The 16,560-nt window shown below is 42.2% G+C and carries 14 protein-coding genes; 6 read left to right on the top strand and 8 right to left on the bottom strand.

The features are described 5' to 3' along the window. The 4 genes from QUB11_RS10450 to QUB11_RS10435 form a co-directional block, all read left to right on the top strand. A partial coding sequence (locus QUB11_RS10450) for a hypothetical protein (protein ID WP_333200067.1) occupies positions 1–461 on the top strand: 461 nt, incomplete at its 5' end. A gap of 96 nt (positions 462–557) precedes the next feature. Next, entirely contained in the window at positions 558–1,583 is a 1,026-nt protein-coding gene (locus tag QUB11_RS10445; protein ID WP_333200065.1) for an SGNH/GDSL hydrolase family protein, read from the top strand. 142 nt (positions 1,584–1,725) lie between these two features. Next, on the top strand, positions 1,726–3,957 hold the full coding sequence (locus tag QUB11_RS10440; protein WP_333390458.1) for a hypothetical protein: 2,232 nt from the start codon (positions 1,726–1,728) through the stop codon (positions 3,955–3,957). A 12-nt stretch (positions 3,958–3,969) separates the two neighbouring features. After that, positions 3,970–5,802: a DUF6798 domain-containing protein gene (locus tag QUB11_RS10435; RefSeq protein WP_333390455.1), complete on the top strand. Its 1,833-nt coding sequence runs from the start codon at positions 3,970–3,972 to the stop codon at positions 5,800–5,802. Positions 5,803–5,895: 93 nt separating this feature from the next. Here QUB11_RS10435 and QUB11_RS10430 read toward each other — a convergent pair whose 3' ends face one another. The 4 genes from QUB11_RS10430 to rfbC form a co-directional block, all read right to left on the bottom strand. After that, the gene (locus QUB11_RS10430; RefSeq protein WP_333200060.1) at positions 5,896–6,870 is read right to left on the bottom strand and encodes a glycosyltransferase family 2 protein; all 975 of its coding nucleotides are present in this window, start codon (positions 6,868–6,870) and stop codon (positions 5,896–5,898) included. Between the two features lie 92 nt (positions 6,871–6,962). Then, complete coding sequence (locus QUB11_RS10425) at positions 6,963–8,753, bottom strand: hypothetical protein (RefSeq protein WP_333200059.1); 1,791 nt, start codon at positions 8,751–8,753, stop codon at positions 6,963–6,965. A gap of 221 nt (positions 8,754–8,974) precedes the next feature. After that, positions 8,975–9,853 carry a dTDP-4-dehydrorhamnose reductase gene (gene rfbD, locus QUB11_RS10420; RefSeq protein ID WP_333200057.1) on the bottom strand — a complete coding sequence of 293 codons (879 nt, stop codon included), beginning with the start codon at positions 9,851–9,853 and terminating at the stop codon, positions 8,975–8,977. Between the two features lie 2 nt (positions 9,854–9,855). Then, complete coding sequence (gene rfbC, locus QUB11_RS10415) at positions 9,856–10,401, bottom strand: dTDP-4-dehydrorhamnose 3,5-epimerase (protein WP_333142708.1); 546 nt, start codon at positions 10,399–10,401, stop codon at positions 9,856–9,858. Between the two features lie 50 nt (positions 10,402–10,451). Between rfbC and QUB11_RS10410 the strand changes: the two genes are divergently transcribed. Beyond that, a complete protein-coding gene (locus QUB11_RS10410; RefSeq protein WP_333200055.1) occupies positions 10,452–11,126 on the top strand; it encodes a methyltransferase domain-containing protein in 675 nt (224 codons plus the stop codon). Positions 11,127–11,188: 62 nt separating this feature from the next. Here QUB11_RS10410 and QUB11_RS10405 read toward each other — a convergent pair whose 3' ends face one another. Beyond that, positions 11,189–11,734, bottom strand: coding sequence for a Uma2 family endonuclease (locus QUB11_RS10405; RefSeq protein WP_333200053.1), 546 nt, complete (start codon positions 11,732–11,734; stop codon positions 11,189–11,191). A 191-nt stretch (positions 11,735–11,925) separates the two neighbouring features. Between QUB11_RS10405 and QUB11_RS10400 the strand changes: the two genes are divergently transcribed. Beyond that, positions 11,926–12,531, top strand: coding sequence for a Uma2 family endonuclease (locus QUB11_RS10400; protein ID WP_333256352.1), 606 nt, complete (start codon positions 11,926–11,928; stop codon positions 12,529–12,531). 56 nt (positions 12,532–12,587) lie between these two features. Here QUB11_RS10400 and QUB11_RS10395 read toward each other — a convergent pair whose 3' ends face one another. Genes QUB11_RS10395 through QUB11_RS10385 form a run of 3 tightly spaced genes read right to left on the bottom strand, consistent with a single transcriptional unit; the run spans position 12,588 to position 16,509 of the window. After that, the gene (locus QUB11_RS10395) at positions 12,588–13,652 is read right to left on the bottom strand and encodes an NAD-dependent epimerase/dehydratase family protein (protein WP_333200048.1); all 1,065 of its coding nucleotides are present in this window, start codon (positions 13,650–13,652) and stop codon (positions 12,588–12,590) included. Further along, entirely contained in the window at positions 13,645–14,406 is a 762-nt protein-coding gene (locus QUB11_RS10390; protein WP_333200046.1) for a glycosyltransferase family 2 protein, read from the bottom strand. Before QUB11_RS10390 ends, QUB11_RS10395 begins: the two co-directional genes overlap by 8 nt. 3 nt (positions 14,407–14,409) lie before the next feature. Beyond that, entirely contained in the window at positions 14,410–16,509 is a 2,100-nt protein-coding gene (locus QUB11_RS10385) for a hypothetical protein (RefSeq protein WP_333200044.1), read from the bottom strand. Positions 16,510–16,560: the final 51 nt, after the last annotated feature.

Below are 16,560 nucleotides of genomic sequence, written 5' to 3'. Positions count from 1 at the left end.
AAGATGTGAGTTTAAACCAATATTTTGCACTCTTCTTAAGAACGGGCAAGATGCCCGTTCCACAATCAAGTTTATTTTTTGTGGAACGGGCTTCTAGCCCGTTGCTGATATTGGTGCAAGATGTGAGTTTAAACCAATATTTTGCACTCTTCTTAAGAACGGGCAAGATGCCCGTTCCACAATCAAGTTTATTTCTTGTGGAACGGGCTTCTAGCCCGTTGCTGATATTGGTGCAAGATGTGAGTTTAAACTCAGATGTTGTACCATTCTCAAGAACGGGCAAGATGCCCGTTCCACAAAAAGTAGATTTTCTTGTGGAACGGGCTTCTAGCCCGTTGCTGATATTGGTGCAAGATGTGAGTTTAAACTCAGATGTGGCACTATTCTCGCTTAACAGGCTTTCCGGCCTGTTCCACAATCAAGTTTATTTTTTGTGGAACGGGCTTCTAGCCCGTTGCTGATATTGGTGCGCTCAATCTAATTAAATTAGATCCATGAACTAGATAATACTCGCATGGCAGTTTATTATACTTTTGCTGACGTTTCATATTATGTTAATGAGCGAAAAAAAAATTGCTAAAAATGTTGCTTTCAGATTAATAACTTATCTAATTTTTCCAGTTTTTTTATCTACCACCACGGCTGAAATCGTCTTGCGAGTTGCGGGATACAAACCCTGGCAAATAGAAAATGTTGATGTGGCCGTCGAACCAAAAGGTAACTTTTTCACCAAAGACTCGGAACTCGGCTACAAACATTTGCCCGGTAAATTCAAGGTAACACTTAACGGCAATTACTCATTTAATGCAACTCATCTCAATAATAGTCTCAGAATAACACATCCCCTCAATACTTACAATTTATCGTCAAAAAAGCCTGAAATTTGGATATTTGGCTGTTCTTTTACCTACGGTTGGTCATTGAATGACAGCGAAACTTATGCTTGGTTGTTGCAAGAGAAATTACCCAAATATGAAATAGTAAATTTTGGAGTTAACGGCTACGGCACGCTGCACTCGTTGATTCAATTTAAAGAAGCACTAAAGCAAGGAAATAAACCCAAAATAGCGGTGATTGCTTATGCGGGATTTCATGACCGCCGCAATACTCTGTTAAGGGCGAGAAGAAAGCAAATGGCTGCTTGGAATAAATTGGGTATTCTATTCCAGCCCGATGCTAGGCTGAATGGAAAAAATAATTTTACCTACAAAATGGCAAAAGTTGAATATCACGAGTTCCCGCTGATGCGGGTTTCTGCATTAAGCCATTTTTTGGATGTTAATTACAATCAATTTGAAGAGGGATTGTATAGAAGCCATGAGGTTTCTAAGGCAATTATTAAAGAATTTAACCGTGTGGCTGAGGCTAATGGTGTTAAGTTAGTTGTTGCGGGAATTAATGCCGGTTCTGCTAAGATGTTGGAGGAGTTAAGTCAGGAGGGAATTGCTACGGCCGATATTTCGGTTGATTTGAAAATACCTGCCAATAATAATTTACCTCATGACCTGCATCCAAGTGCGATCGCGAATCGGCAATATGCAGAAAAGTTGGAGGGTTTTTTGCAAGGTAGTGTTTTAAGGTAACAATCTTGGACGCGCATCAATACCAAAGAAACCGGGTTTTTACCGAAATTAAAAGTTTTGATGCAAGATATTGGCAAAAAAACCCGGTTTCTGAGTACCCGTGCGTCCAGGACTATACAATTGATTTAGGGTTGCTAGACTGATGGGATTATTTGATAGTGTTTCTTTTAAATCGCCTCGCAAGTTTCTGATTGATGGGTTTTTCTTGTTTTTAGTTGTTCTCGTAACAGTTGCAGTAACATCAATCTATGTATCCAGCGAACATACTTTTTATTGGTGGGATTACGCGGGATACAATACCGCTACAGTCAACACGGCAAATTTATTTCGAGACTCGCCAGATAAAGCATGGCGCGGAGTTATAGAATCGCTATCTAAGGAAAAAAACCTGTTAATCTGTTTGCCGTTAGTGCCGTTTATTCTCTTATTTGGCGATTCTCGGCTGAGTTACATTCTTAGCGTATCCCTGATTTATGTGCTGCCGTTTCGCCTGTTGCTGGGGGCAATTTCTGCCAAACTAATTCCAGTTTATTCCCGCCGGGTGTTTTGGTCAACGGTGCTGCTGAGTTTATTAATTCCGATGAGTTGGATACCGACTCTCCGGGGATATCTGGATACTGGCGGATGTGTGTTTGTAGCCTTGGCAATTTTGGTTTATTTGCAGGATGTTAAGCTGAAATCTTGGTGGAAAATCCCGTTAATTGGGTTTTTTCTGGCGGCGGCTATTCTGTTGCGGCGCCATTTTGCTTATAGTGCGATCGCATTTTTTGGTGCCGCGACTTTACAGGCTTTCATCGAGTTTATTATACAGTATAGCAATCCCAAGGCAGTTATCAAAATGGTTCAGGCTTTTAGCCGGGACGGGCTAGAAGCCCATCCCACAAGTCATTTAGGATTGCTATTTCAAAGTATTCAAAACAAAGGTTGGAAAAATTTGTTTGAATCCGGCATCAAATTGGTTTTGATAGCTGCAACTAGCTTGACTATTTTAATGTTGGTAGCGGGAGATTTTACTCGCAGTGCTCTGACGGTTGACTACCGCAGTTTGTATGTCGCTTGGAGTTTGCCTGTAAATGATATTTTAACTCGTTATGCGAATTTTTACGGTTTGGGTACTTGGCTGCTGGTACTGATTGGTTTTTCGGCGGGAATTCTGACTCGAATGCTGGTTCCGGCGGCGGGTATTTTTGTTTCGTTATTTGGGGTTTTGTCGCTGATTGAATGGCTGTTAGTCTTGCGTTACGGCTACTTGCACTATACAATTCATATTACACCGATCGCACTTTTGGGACTATCCACATTTTTCTGGACAACTTGGCTGACACTCAAGGGAAAAGTCCGGTATTTGATGCTGGGCGCGGCGGGTTTGTACCTGGTTTTGAATGCCGCAGTCGGGTTAATTCCTCTCAAGATTGATTTGTCAAGACTGTTTATGGCTAATTTTCCGCCGTTAGTGCGATCGGACTACGACGAAGTTGTAAAATTAGTGGAGTTTCTGCGAAAATTAGCACCGAATGAAGAACCGATTTATATTGCCGGTGCTTCTAACAGTTTTAATGCTAATATCCTCAGACAAGCCAACCGAAAATTAAACCCGCCGGAGGGTTGGTGGAAATTAAATACCATCGGGAGGCCGCAAATTGACTCGCGCGATACTTACCCGCTACCGGAGTTGTTGCAGGCACAATATGCGGTGGTTGCTGTACCTTTTCAGCAGGTGTTACCGACTGACGAACAAGTTTTGCGATCGCACGAACAAGATGTTGTTAAAGTTGTGTACGATGCCTTTACTCAAAACTGGGAAATTGCCCGCGATTTCCAATTGCTACCGGAACAGTTTAAGCTAGAAAACGGCGTGACACTCAGCGTTTACCGGAGGATGCGGCCGACTGATACAGCAACGGCAGTTAGGACTCTGGAGGCGATGCAGCGGCAAATAGTCGATCGACCAGGCACGCAGTTAGATTGGATTAGTTTGCATCAATCAATCTACACAAGTGCCAATTATTCAGTCAGTCAACAATCGGATGACCTATATAATATTGTAACTCATCCAATTAAAAACAGCAAGAAACTCGATACATCTTTCCTGTATTTAGGTTCCATCTCAGAGAAAGTAAAAGTTACCGGGAAACTCAATTTACCTAACAAACAATGTCCGGGAGTTGCCCTGCGCTTGACTTTGTGGGACAAGCAAGGTAAATTAGTAGACTCAGCAGAGATGGCTTATAGTCCAAAAAGTGCGATCGGCTTAAATCTATTAGTTGAGGGCAAACATCCCATTTATCTGCTGCTTGAGGTATTGAGTAGCAGCCAACAGGATTTATCAAACCAATGCCAACTGGAGATTAACAATTTGGCTGTCAGTAGGTAGGTGGAACCGTCAATGCAAAAACATCAAAAATCCCACTGGTATTTTAATCTATCTCTCTATACTTTTGTCATCATCGGCTCCCTGATGGCCACTGGCTATATTTTCCCCATTGGAGGCAATTTTCCAGAAGTGCCGCCCATTCAATTTATGCTAAATCCTGAACTGTATAAAAATGACTATTACGTCCAGGAAATGGTTAAGTTTAATCCGAGATATTACTATTATTATATTATCTATTTGCTCGCCAACTTAGGAACCAGCATTCCCCTAGCGCACTTTATTTATCAATTCCTAGCCTTTGGTTCATTTATCCTAGCTTGCTACGCAATTATTAATATTTATACTAATTCCAAACTGCCTGCCGCAGCGATGGCTTTTTTATGTATAGCCGCTTCATTTACAGATGTTGGTAACACGCTGATATTTTCCACCAAATCAGTACCCAGTACCTTCGCAATGGGTTTCGCAATCTGGGGAATTTACTTTAGTTTGCGCCAGAAATGGCTGACAGGATATTTCTTTTTTGGACTGGGTTGTTTGCTGCAATTTTTAGTTGGTTTGTTGCCGGGGTTGATGATGCTTCCCGTTTTAGTTATTGAATCTGTAAGACAGCGGAAGTTCAAAACATTGATTTTGGCGATCGCACTTTTAGCAGCAATGGCAAGTATCGTTTACGTACCGATGTTATTAACAGGTACTACCAGCACTCACACTATCGACAACGCCCAGTTTGTCTACATTCACGCGAAAGTCCGCAACCCCCACCACATCCTCCCGTCAAATTGGGATGTCGGGAATTGGTTCAACTTTATATGTTTCATAATGGGTGGCTTGCTGTGCATCAAAAATTCCGATTTATTGCCAAAAGAAGACAAGATTAATTTTTATGTAATTGTTGGCACATCAATTTTTGCACTGTTTCTAAATTACATATTTGTAGAAATTTACCCGGTGGCTTTTATCGCCAAACTACAGTTAGCTAGAACCGTACCTTTTGCTCAATTAATTATATTTATTGCTGTTGCTTTGACGGTCGAGCAACTTTACAGAGAAAAACAAATAGCTGTTAGCTTGTTGCTGTTAGCTGTACTAACTTTGCCTTTTAGGGGTATCATTTTCTTAGGATTATCAGTTTGGCAAACAAAAAAATACGTATTTCCAAAACGATATAATATATTCTTGTGGATTATAGCAGCCGGCACGGTAATTTACAGCGTGATATATCCGGTGACTGATTCATGGGAAATAATGGGCGATCGAATAATTAGCATCCCAATCTTTTTCTCAATCCTCGCCTTCCCATTCATTTTAGAACAAACATCCCTAGCTACATCTATAAAACAGAGTTTAACTCACACCTTAGCCTTAATAACTACCGCCACCTTAGTTTGTGGAATAGCAGGAATTCTCCCCAAACCTATATTAAATGTATTTCAAACAAGAGTTAATATCAATACCGTTCCCAGAGACGACTTAAGCAAATTAGCTGTGCGATTTTCGCAAAGTAGCAGCCGCGATTCACTCGTATTAATTCCACCTTCAGTTACCAGCTTCCAGTTTTTCTCCGAAAGAGCGATTGTCGTCAATTTCAAGAACTTTCCCTTTACCGAAAAAGGCATCAAAGAATGGCAAACTCGCATGGAAACCGTTTTAGGAGTCCCCTTAAACCCGCAAATGATTTGGGGAGGAAATGACTTTTTTCTCCGCCGCAGCAGTGCAGATTTAGTCAAAGTAGCCAAAAACTATCATGCCGATTATATCCTGACTCGCAGCGATTGGCATCCAAATATTGACGGAGAAATAGTAGAGAAAGAAGGCAAATGGATACTGTTTAAAATTAGATAATACTATTCTTGAAAACATGAGATATTTATTCAGTCTGCGAAGGCAGACTTTGTTTGTATAGAAGCGGTTTCAACCGCAGAATCAGATATGTGGTTAAATATCAAAACCCGAATCATCAATAATTTCGCTAATTTGCTTGTCCACATAATCAGCATCCACATTCCGCGCCATCAACTCAGCTAAAATCCCCAAAGAAATCAACTGCACCGACAGAATTGTACACAAAATCCCAAAAAATAACAAAGGTCGATTCCCGATCGGCCCAAAATTCATCCCCGCCAAATTCAGAAACCAAATAACTATCAAATAACTCAGCGAAACAGTTCCAACCAAGCCAAAACACAATCCCAAACCCCCAAACAAATGACCCGGTTTGTGCAAATACTGCGTCGTGGCTAACACCGTCAACAAATCAATAAATCCCCGCGCATAACGTTCCCAGCCGTAATTTGATTTTCCGTGCTTTCGCGGATGATGTTCCACAACTACTTCGCCAATTTTAAACCCTAAATTGTTTGCTAAAGCTGGAATGTAGCGGTGCAATTCCCCGTACAATTTAATAGACTGCAAAACTTCTCTACGGTAAGCTTTAAAACCGCAATTCATATCGTGCATTTGCACCCCAGTCAGCAAACACGCAACGGCATTAAACAGCTTGGAAGGTAAAGTTTTAGAAAGCGGGTCGTTCCGCTGTTTTCGCCAACCTGAAACTAAATCAAATCCCGATTCTAAATGATGTAAGAATTTGGGAATTTCAGCGGGGTCATCCTGAAGGTCAGCATCGAGAGTAAAGATAATTAACCCGGCTGCATTGCGAAATCCTGCTGAAAGTGCGGCGGATTTGCCAAAGTTGCGGCGCATTTTAATCGCTTTAATTAGTTTGGGATGTTTGTTGGCTAAATCTGTGATTTCTTGCCAGGAATAATCGCGGCTACCGTCATCTATGAAAATGACTTCGTAACTGTCAATTGCTGTTTGGAACATGACAATTTGGATTTTGTCAAACAGCAATTTTATGGTGGCTTCTTCGTTGTGAACTGGGATTACGAAGCTGAGATGTTTTGGCATAGGGCTATTCTATTTCATTTGTGTTGTCAATGAGATTTTTTTATTAACCGCAGAGGGCGCAGAGGGCGCAGAGGAGGAGAAAGAGAGGTTTTTTAGTTTTTATTGATAACTTGGGAGTTTCGCAAGGCTACCCAACTTTGGCGGTTTTTAAAGGAGGCATAGGCTGTCAATAATTTATCTGTTGGTGATGTTTGAATATATCCTCTCCAAGCTGCAAATTCGTAGGAAGGGCCAAACAATTTAACTAAATCTGGGCGGGGAAATCCTGACATGGCGAAACCTCGGACGACATTTTCTTGGTTGAGAATGGCAATACATTTTACATTGTTTTCGGGGTCTCCTACCCAGCCAATTACTCTGGAGGCGGCGGGTGCGAGTTTAGTTACTGTATCAAAATATCCGGGTACTCCGTCTTTGGGCGCTGACAGTAAATTTGCGTCGATTTTTGTGTCTAATGCTGCACAAAAATTGTGTTTTTTGATGTCTCGGTTAAATGGCACTAAGTTGTTAGTTTTTAAGGCGTCGATTAACCCGACAAAAGCGGCGGGTTTGTTGCCTACGCGGTCTTTAATTAGCGTTACGTCGGTGATGCCTAATTGCAGTGATAATGCTACTAACGGCTGATAGGTTGCTCTGCGGGCGATCGCCATTGCAGTTTCGCCTCCCACCCCATACATTAAAATAATCGCGACTGTGGCGACTGCAAACAGCGGTGTCAGCCAACGCCCTTGAATTCTTGGTGTTGGCTGCAACTCGCGCACCCACAATACTGTCAGCACAATTGTGCTCATCCAAAACAAGGCTGGGAGTGTGGCGTAACGGGAAGCGGTGGCTTGTTCGACGCCAAATCCCGATCGACTAACCGCGGCCATTAACGCCGTTTGCAGCGTGTAAAGTTGGATTGATAGCCAAGGCAGCCAATCCGGGCGAGCGACCTTTTTTACAAATAGCCAATAACCCACAAAACCCGTCGTTGCAATCAAACCAATTATACCAATAATTGAAGCAACAATAATATTTTCGCTAAAAATTCCGCCGAGATAAATGGGAATATATTCGAGAGTTTTCAGCGGGTTAATTTTAGTTAAAGAAGGGTGATGAGAGGGAGTTTTATAAGTTAAAAAATAAATCCCAATCACTGCAATCGAAGCAATGAAATACAAATAAGTTATTCGCCGAGGAAACCGCAGCACAACAGCAGCAGCACACAATATCGGCCACAAAGCTAAAGGAGTGCTGTAACTAATACAGCCTAAAACGCCAAAAACAATGCTGCCAATTACCCACTTATTTTGTTTCCATCCTTCGTTACCAGGCTCTGCCTGGGAATGAAGAGCCAGAGGCTCCGCGTCCCTCTTTCTTGACAAAAGCGTCACATAGGATTGCAAACAAAATATCGAACAAATCACAAATAAATTAGCAATTATCCAGTGAACGCCACTGAATCCCCGCATCCAATTGTGAGCCGCCGCCGGAGTAAAATTAAAAATAGAAATGCAAAGGAGTAGCGAGATAAATTGCAGCGGAAAACGCCTCAAATTTAACGGCAGCAGAGCAATTAATACGTGGCACTGAATCCAAGCCAAGAACCAGGCAACTAAACACAAACCAATATTTGAACCTTGGGTGACAACTATATTCAAGCCATAAATAATTGCCGGAATCAAGACAAAATGCTCGTTCGCCCGAAATATCCAATTAAAAGGATTTGTAGACAAACCGTCTACTGAATAAAAATTCCACGTCATCCACCAATAATCAAAATTAGACAAGTCTCCCGCTTGCGATATCAAGTACAAAATATATGAAGCTGGTATTAGAATGCCGAGAACTGATGCGGCAATTAAAATATATTGTTGCTTGATTTTCATGGATTCAGACATGGGGTATTTTTAATTAATGGGGCAGGTTTAGCGATGCACTCCCGACAAAGAAACCGGGTTTTTTATTTAATCTCTAGGCTACAGCGAAGGATTTTCGTAAAAAACCCGGTTTCTGGCCACCTGTGGATAAGTCCTATTGTCCTGAATCCCTAAATTTTAGACTAAAGTTCAAACTCCCAGATTCAATGCTGCAAGTAAATCTAAAATCTAAAATCTAAAATCTAAAATCGACTGACTTCTCTTGCCAGCATTTGTCTGAGCCCTTGCCGCCAGTGGGGAGGATACGTGCCTAGAAGTGCTGATATTTTTACCGTAGAGAGGACAGAAAAAGCCGGACGTTTTGCGGGTGTCGGATATTCGGCGGTGGTGATGGGAATTACGCGCTGAACTTTTAGGGGTAAGCCGAGTTGTGCTGCTTCCTCAAAAATGGCGATCGCAAAATCGTACCAACTACAAACACCGCTGTTAGTGTACTGATAAGTCCCAAAACTTTCTGGCCCAAGGAGAGGAATAATTTGCGAAGTCGCCGCACTTAAATCGCCCGTCCAAGTAGGGCTTCCGATCTGATCTGCTACTACTCGAATTTCTTCCCTTTCCTTTCCCAACCTCAGCATGGTTTTGACAAAATTACCTTTGCCACCATTGCCGTAAACCCACGCGGTTCTAATAATAATATGTCGGTTTCCCGCTTGCCGAATTGCTTCCTCGCCTGCTAATTTAGATTTGCCGTAACTTCCTAGCGGGTTAGTAGAATCTGTTTCCAGATAAGGAGAACCGTGGCTGCCGTCAAATACATAATCAGTGGAAAAGTGAATCAAACTTGCTCCCAGTTTTTCGCATTCTTCTGCGAGAATTCCGGGTGCAATACCGTTGATGGCGTTTGCTAATTCCGGTTCGCTTTCTGCTTTGTCTACCGCAGTGTAAGCACCCCCATTGACGACTAAATCCGGTTGAATTTCAGCCATTGCTTGACGGATGCTTTCCGGTTGGGATAAGTCGAGGCGAGTGCGATCGACCGCAATAACCTCTCCCGAAGATAATAAAATCGGCTGCAATTCTTGAGCTAGCTGTCCGCTGCCGCCTGCGAGTAAAATTTTCATAATCAAAACACTTGAGCTGTTTTCAACGTTTGTCCAGCTTGGTCTTTAGCTGATAAGATTGGTTGGGCACCATCTAGCGGCCAGTCGATCGCCAAATCCGGGTCATTCCACAGGATACACCGCTCGTGTGCCGGTGCATAATAATCTGTAGTTTTGTACAAAACTTCAGCAGTCTGGGAAACCACTAAAAAACCGTGAGCAAATCCCGCCGGCACCCAAAATTGCCGTTTATTTTCTGCACTCAGCAAACACCCCACCCACTTTCCAAAATTCGGCGAACTTTGTCTAATATCCACCGCTACATCAAATATTTCGCCAGCAACTACCCGTAGCAATTTGCCTTGAGGCTGCTGCAGTTGGTAGTGCAAACCGCGCAGCACATTTTTAGAGGATTTGGAATGATTGTCTTGCACAAATTCGGCCGTCACGCCTGTTTTTTCGACAAAAGCTTTGTGATTGAAACTCTCAAAAAAGAAACCGCGATCGTCTCCGAAAATTTTCGGCTCAATAATCAGAACTTCCGGTATTTCAGTAGATATAACATTCATAGTTGGCTGTATCGCGTGATAAACTCATACTCAGTCTAGGCTATTTTACTATGAAAACTGACACATATCTCAAAAAGTTGTATGCCAACCGATTTGATTCCCGACAACTGCAAGCCAAGGTGGCACTCTGGAAAGTTTTAATTGACGAATTTTTACAATATTATGTTCCTCCCGAATCAGCAGTTTTAGATATTGGCGGCGGTTACTGCGAGTTTATCAATCAAATTCGGGCTAAAAAAAAATATCTAATTGATCTTAATCCCGATTCAAAGTTATTTGCTAATGCTGATGTAAATGTGGTTAATATTGATGTGTTTAATTTGGAAGATTACACATCTTTTACCGAACAGTTCGATAGTATTTTTATATCAAATTTTTTTGAACACCTCCGCAACAAAGAGGAACTTGTAGAAATTATCTCTTTTTGCTTCGAGGCCCTCAAGCCTAGCGGTTCTCTATTGGTAATTCAGCCTAATTTTAAATATTCCTACAAGGAATACTACGATTTTATCGACCATCAATTACCGATAACGCATTTATCGCTGCAAGAGCTTTTACAAACTGTCGGGTTTGAAATTGACCTGATTGTACCGAGATTTTTACCCTTTTCGACGAAAGGCAGACCGGCCTCGCCCTTGCTGTTAAAAATTTACTTGAAATTGCCTTTTTTGTGGCGTTTTTTGGGAGGGCAAATGTTTGTTAAAGCAGCGAAACCAAACAATTGAGTATCTTCCTCAATATCGACACTTGCCGTCGGAGGCTGAAAATGAGAATGTAGGGAAAGCGCTCATTTTAATAACTCATCTACTGGAATGCTAAAACCCGGTAAAACAATTTGAGTGGTAACAGATTCCCCAGCAATAAAGATGCTTCTGCTTTGTTTTGTTACTACAATAATCCATTGGTTTTCAGGATATACCAGCCAAACTTCCTCACTTCCCGATTCTAAATATTCTGTAGCTTTAGCAATTACATCTTCCGCCAAATCTGTTGGCGAAACAATTTCAGCACATAGAGGAAAACTTTGCGGCAGCACTTTGAGATTGCCAAATTGTGCTGCTAATTCCGGGGGAAGGTAGGCAACATCAGGATAGCGCCCCTGCTTGTTTGTGCGGCAGGGAACATCGGTATAAACTTTTCCTCCCTGTCCGCTGGAGTCTTTGTAGTTTCTCCAACAAAAGTAAAGATTTCCCTGTACTTCGCTATGCTTGAGAGTCATGCCATTTTTCTCCAATAATTCGCCATCAACCCACTCTTGCAGATCCGGTGGACTTTCCATCCATGCTTCTAGAGAATAGACTTTCGATGGGGCAACAACTGTAGAAGTTATCATGTTTTTGCGTCGGGGCGGGGAACTTTTTTTCTATGATACCAGATGCGATCGACCTTTGGTTGACAAAAGGCCGATCGCACTTTGTAGATGGCACTTTTAAGTGTTATCATAAAAGTTACAAAGTATCCCGCATTTCGGGCTTAGCCCAATTAGGATGAATCTGCCATTAAAGCATCACTTTGAGGACAAAAATGATGACACAAACTCAATCATCCGCCGCCCTTGCACTCAATATTCCACTAACACTAACACTCACCGTTACCCGCGAACAGTTCGTTGAATTGACCATCGCCAATCGAGAGTTACAATTAGAACGCACAGCAACAGGAGAATTAATCGTGAACCCACCAACCGGAGGCGAAACAGGATATCGAAATCTGGATATAGAAGGGCAACTCTGGCTGTGGAATCGGCGGACTAGACTCGGTAAAGCATTTAATTCTTCTACTGGTTTTCACCTGCCAAATGGGGCAGATCGCTCTCCTGATGCGTCTTGGGTGCGTCAAGAAAGGTGGGACGCACTCACCCCAGAACAAAAAGAAGGCTTTCTTCCCTTAAGTCCTGATTTTGTGGTAGAACTTCGTTCTAAAAGTGACAATATGAAGCCACTGCGAGAGAAAATGAAAGAATACATGGAAAACCAGGTTCGTTTAGGTTGGTTGATAGATAGGAAAAACAGAAAAGTGGAGATTTACAGGCAAAGTCAAGATGTAGAAGTGCTGGAAAATCCTGAAACTTTGTCGGGTGAAGATGTGTTGCCGGGGTTTGTTTTGGATTTGACAGAAGTTTGGGGATGAAGGCTATTATTGCGGCACAGGCGTCTGGCCAGCGTGCATCTGTAGTTAAAAGATCCCTACAAAATCGAACTTAAAACCACCTCATTAGCAGCAATCCAATTATAAATATCCTGCAAAGCTGCTTCCGGCCCAATAACAGGCCGCCATCCTGTTTTCTCCATCACCCTAGAAGAATCAGTAATAAAAATCGGAATATCCCCCGCGCGTTCCTCCAAAACAGGAGGAATCGGAATCGATTTCCCCGTAATCTTTTGACACAAATCAGTTGTCTCAACCAAAGAAAGACTGTTGCTCAAACCGCCGCCAACATTAAAAACTTCGCCGTCAAATTCCGCAAAATGTTCTAATTGATAATTAACTAACCTCAACAAATCTTCAACGTGCAGCAAATCCCTAACTTGCTTCCCGCTGCCGCCAAAACCGATATAACTCAGCGACTTTTGAAAATAGTGAGCCGCCACCCACAAACCGCAAACTCCCTGATCTACTTTACCCATTTGCCAAGCACCGGTAATTAACCCGCAACGGTTAATAATTGCCGGCACATTGTATGCTTCCCTGTATTCCTCAATCAGCAATTCCGAAGCTAATTTAGTTGCTCCGTAAAGCGAACGGTGTCCTTTTAATGGGAAGTCTTCTGATATGCCCAACTCAGATATACCGGGTAAAGTTTGCTCAGGGGCGATCGCAAATCTATTCGGCAATTCCAACAGTTTAACAGACTTGACACTGGCGATCGGATAAACCCGACTCGTAGACAAAAACAGCAAACTCGCACCCGTTTGTCTCGCCAACTCCAAAACATTTACAGTGCCCAGTAAATTCGTCTGCAAAACGTACTGAGGCGAACTAAAACCAGCCAGCACAGAAGGCTCCGCAGCACAATCTATAATGCAGTCAGCATTGAGTGCAACTGGATCTAAATCCGCCGCTGTGCGAATATCCCCGTAAACAAACTGAATCCCGCAACTTTTAAGCCGAGGCAGATTCAATTCCGAGCCCCGGCGACGCAGGTTATCTAAACAAATTATTTGCCATTCTGGGTGCAGTTTCTTCAGGCCAATTGCCAAACAACTGCCGATAAAACCCGCACCACCAACAATTAAAATTCTCTCAGGCATTCACTTTTAATTTTGCTATCTTTCTAGTCCGGTGGTAGTCGCCGCGAGACAGATGTTTTTCGAGCCAGACATACAAGACAATAAACAAATATCGACTGCCCATCTCTTTGATTTTCAGCTTAGAAATACCAGCAGTCCGATTGTACCACCTGAGAGGAATCACCGTATAGGAAAAACCCCGAACAATTGCTTTTAAAGGCAGTTCCACTGTCAAATTAAAATGATGGCTCAAAATTGGTTGTACGCCTTCAATTACTTCTCGGCGGTAAATTTTAAAAGCATTGGTGACATCGCTGTACCGCAAGCCGAAAATACTTTTGACAAACCAGTTTGCTAAGCGGTTAATTGCTAACTTGTGAATTGGATAATCAACTATAACACCACCTTTGATAAAGCGGGAACCGAAAACGCAATCATATCCTTCTTGCAACTTGCGGTATCCTGCTACCAAATCCATCGGATCGTCGGAAGCATCCGCCATCACAATTGCCGCAGCATCTCCGTCAAATTCCGCCAATCCCCGGCGCACAGCAAATCCGAAACCGTTGGGAGGTTGATTGTTGATGTATCTAACTGTGGGAAAAGTCTCTGACAACTCCTGGCAAATATCAATTGTTCGATCGACACTGTTGTCATTCACAATCAAAATTTCGTGCGGAATGCCTTCTAATTCGAGCATCTGGGCGATCGCCCGCACAGTACCGTACAAACAGCCCTCCTCATTGTGAGCTGGTATAATCACAGAAATTTTCACTCCTCATCCTCCGCGCAACTGGACAAACTGGTTGTCAACAGGATTATACACCCAAGCTTTAATTTCAGTTTGGGCGATCGGCAAATTATTATCCGACAAATCAACAGCCCACCTGGCATTATTGTATAACTCAGATTTTAAACTCTCAGCAATGTCGGGACTGTCCAAATTTACATAAGCGTTAGCAAAAAAAGATTGTTTATCGCCGACAGATAGCAGTACAATATTCGGCTGTTTCAATTTTTCTGGCAAAACCGCCCAACCAGCAGCCTTGACAGCATCATTTTGCTTAACAGTCAAGGATTTATCGCTAGTTTGAGGTTTGTCTAAATAACCGTAAACTTTCTCGGTATTAGAAATAAACTCTACATTTTTCGCGAACTTTATCCAACCTATTTTGTCGATTATTGCAGCGCCTTCTCTCACCAGCCAAGTTTTTTTGCTCAGCACCCTCAAACAGCTTTCCTGCGAATTTTTGAAAAAATCCGAGGGTTCCAGATAGTTAATTAAGTGCAAACAATCTTGAGCACCTTGTTTGTAAATAAGTGCCGATCTAGATTGGGCGATCGCCTGTTGAGAGTTAACAATAATTGTAGCAATTAACAGCCCTGCAACTACCCGATAAATAAATTTATAATTACGTCTTAACGTTGCTTTTGTTTCTTGATAATTACCTCTAACAAACAATTGCCCTAGCTGAACCACAGCAATTAATAGCAAAATAGAATTAGTCGTATATCTAGACGATTCTAGCGCCTGAATTGCCCCAAATTCAGCCCTTCCCGCCGTAATAAACAGAGCCGATAAAACCGAAAAAAAACCTATTGACAGCCAAGGTAAAGCCTGATATGGCACTCCTAAATCAATATTGGAATGAGTATCTTGCCGTAATCCTAAATGAATTGTGGGATGGGCATCTTGCCCGTCCAGCGTCGCAGCCTGAACCACGTTCATAACTGAGTTGGGATTGCTATAGCTTTCAGCAATATCATTCCTATCTGTCATTGCCTGGGGCGAAGGAATCGCAGGGGCGGGAGATAGCTTCGCAGGGTTCCCAATGACAAAGAAATAGAATACCAAAAATAAGAAACTTGCAACTATTAGCAATCCAACTAATGCTGAAATTCCAGGCGATCGCACAATTGGCGAACCCAGCAAACTTAAAAAGTAATCAATCACCACAAACGGCTTATTCAACAATGAAATAATACTTGTTTTCCGACTGGGATGATAATCAATTGAGTAAACAGCACAAGTTGTCGCAAACAGCAGCATCCAGACAATAAGTCTTTTTCTTTTCTGCGCCGCATTTCCTTCTACAGCCACCACAGCCGGAATTGCAGCCAACCAAGAAAGCAAGCCTTGCGCCAGGGAAAAACTGGCAATAAAGCAGAATCCAGCCGCAATCGATATTTGAATATCGTAGGGACACGACAGTGCCGTGTCCCTACTCTGTTCGATCTGAGGTGTTGCATCATTCTCCAGAACGGGCAAGATGCCCGTCCCACAAAAATTCAATCTTCTTGTGGAACGGGCATCTTGCCCGTTCCTAAATAGCTTATTAATCGTGGTGCAACATCTCTGTTTCATCCGATTAAAAACCGCTATATTAGGCAATAATTTGTGAGGTGAAACCAGCGCATAAACCGCAGCGACAAAACACAAATTTACGAAAAACCACGCTAATTGAAATCCCCAAAGCCAGTTTTCGTACTGAACTAGAGAGAAAAGCAAAATACAAGTTAAAATATTAGCTAAAGGCCACAAATCATCCGCGATCTTCTTAACTTGCATCGAGGATAATTTATACATAGCGATAAAAGTTATCGCAGCCAAACCTATGCTGAGACACAACTGATAATTAATATTCCATCGGGAAGCAAAAGCCAGCACCGCAATAATTATTTTAGGGAAAAGTATACGGTGGTTGCTGTGCAAAGCCCAAAAATCGTTAAAAGTTACATTTCCCGCAGCTATTTTTTCAAAAAGGCTAGCTAACCTCCACTCGTCATCAACGGGAACGTTAACGCTAAAATTCGCTACAAATCCGATTAATAAGAGGACAGGAATTAGATATAAAGTAAATAATATGATTTTTTTCATTAATATCCAATCCGGTAGCATCGGAATTGTAAAATCTAGTCATATCATGTC

Source organism: Microcoleus sp. B6-A1 (assembly GCF_036705085.1).
GTDB lineage: Bacteria > Cyanobacteriota > Cyanobacteriia > Cyanobacteriales > Microcoleaceae > Microcoleus.
Note: the sequence above shows the minus strand (reverse complement) of the source record. Positions and strands in the feature narration are given on the sequence as shown.